Here is a 1,831-nt window from a genome sequence, read left to right as displayed (position 1 = left end):
GGGGGGGGCTCCTTGCGGGGCTTGGTTTAACCTTTGTGGGGGGGGGGATTTTGGGTGCGTTTCTGCCGGGTTTCCTCCCCCCTCCAACCGGGGAGCGGGGGGGGGGGGGGGGGGGGGCCCCCCCCCCCCCCCCCCCACCCCGCCGACCACTGCCCACAGAGGAACGATGACCGCTCGACAGGTGACCATCGAGGACGTCGCACACGCGGCCGGAGTCTCCCGCCAGACCGTCTCGAACGCACTCAACGCACCCCACCGGCTGCGCGCCACCACCCTCGCCCGGGTCACCGCCGCCATCGACGAACTCGGATACCAGCCCGACCAGTCCGCCCGCAGCCTGCGCACCGGCACCCGCAAGGTCATCGGCTATCCCGCCCCCGCCGACAACCCCGCCGACCCCAACCCTCTGATGGGCGGCTTCCTCCAGGCGCTGGTGACCGCCGCCGACGCAGTCGGCCACCGCATCCTGGTGTTCCGCTCCGACCCCCAGCAGGGCGCCGGAGCCGTCGCCAGATCCTTCAACGGCCTGATCGCGGCCCGCCAGGTCGACGGGTTCGTCCTCTCCGACGTCGTCCACGACGACCCCCGCGTCGACGTGCTCACCGAGGCGGGCTTCCCGTTCGCCGCCTTCGGCCGCACCGCCCCCGGCCGCCCGCAGAACTGGGTGGACATCGACTCCACCGCCGCCACCGCCGCCCTGGTCGGACTCCTGCTCGACCAGGGCCACCGCCGGATCTGCTACCTCAACTCCGCCGCGTCCCTGCCCTGGCTCGCCGACCGCAGGGCCGGCTTCCTGCAAGCCGCGGCCGCCGCCCCCGACGGCGCCTTCGAGGTCGGCGTCCCCGACGACGACCCGGCCGCGCTTTCCCACGCCGTCCAGCGTCTGCTCACCGGCCCCGACCGCCCGACCGCCCTGGTCTGCGCAAGCGACTGGCTCGCCCTGACCGCCTACCAGGCCGTCCGCGCCGCAGGCCTCGCCGTCGGCGACGACGTCGCTGTCACCGGCTTCAACGACATCCCGCTCTGCACGCTGCTCCAGCCCGCCCTCACCAGCGCGCGCCTGCCCCTGGCCGGTATCGCCCACGTCCTCGTCGACCGGCTGATCACCGCCGTCGAGGACCCCGCCGCCGCCCCGGCGAGCGGGCTGCTGCTTCCTGCGGAGCCGGTCGTGCGCGGCAGCACGCCAGGGCGGTAGCGGCGGCCGCCGCCGTCACACCAGCTCGGCGGCCTTGCGCAGCAGGACCGCCCACTCGCGGTGGTTGCGGCACAGCCGGGCGGCGAGCTCCAGTCGGCCCATGCCTCGACGGTTCGGCCGAGCAGCTTGCCGCGCACCGCCGGGAGCAGGCGCGCCCCTGACAGGCGCCCGGAGACGGCCAGCCCGTCCACGATGGACAGCGCATTCTGCGGTCCGTTCGCCATTGCCACGGCGACGGCCCGGTTGAGCTCGACTGCGGGCTGAAGCCTTTTCTGGAGCTGCGGCGACCGGGCCCGCCGCCGCTCGGAGCGGCGGATCAAGGCGGCCGGCTTCCCGCGGGAGAAGTCCCTGCGGGCGTTCGACTTCGACGCCAACCCGAACATCGACGCGGCGACCATCCGCACCCTTGCGAGCTGCGAATGGATCAAGAACAGCCAGCCGCTCTGCCTGTGGACCAAGACATTCACGGATCTGCGGCTCTGCGCGGCAATCGTCGACCGAATCACCTTCAACGGCACCATCATCGAGACCGGCACCGACTCCTAGTGCCGCATCAGGCAACGTTTGCCCTGTCCACGACGGCGCGTAGGCGCCGGTGGTCGGCATGGCGGTTGCGCCAGATGATGTAGCGGCGGA

The 1,831-nt window shown here is 73.0% G+C and carries 1 protein-coding gene and 2 pseudogenes; 2 read left to right on the top strand and 1 reads right to left on the bottom strand.

Features of this window, described 5'->3' with window-relative positions:
• Positions 1 to 166 precede the first annotated feature (166 nt).
• Entirely contained in the window at positions 167 to 1,195 is a 1,029-nt protein-coding gene (locus ACZ7IB_RS49135) for a LacI family DNA-binding transcriptional regulator (protein WP_470921878.1), read from the top strand.
• Positions 1,196 to 1,210: 15 nt separating this feature from the next.
• On the opposite strand, the pseudogene ACZ7IB_RS49130 reads toward ACZ7IB_RS49135, so the two are convergent.
• A pseudogene (locus ACZ7IB_RS49130) lies at positions 1,211 to 1,455 on the bottom strand (RNA polymerase subunit sigma-24); the annotation flags it as partial.
• Between the two features lie 7 nt (positions 1,456 to 1,462).
• On the opposite strand from ACZ7IB_RS49130, the pseudogene ACZ7IB_RS49125 reads away from it, so the two are divergent.
• Positions 1,463 to 1,741, top strand: a pseudogene (locus tag ACZ7IB_RS49125) (ATP-binding protein); the annotation flags it as partial.
• Positions 1,742 to 1,831 lie beyond the last annotated feature (90 nt).

Source organism: Streptomyces sp. NPDC037301 (genome assembly GCF_055602785.1).
Note: the sequence above shows the minus strand (reverse complement) of the source record. Positions and strands in the feature narration are given on the sequence as shown.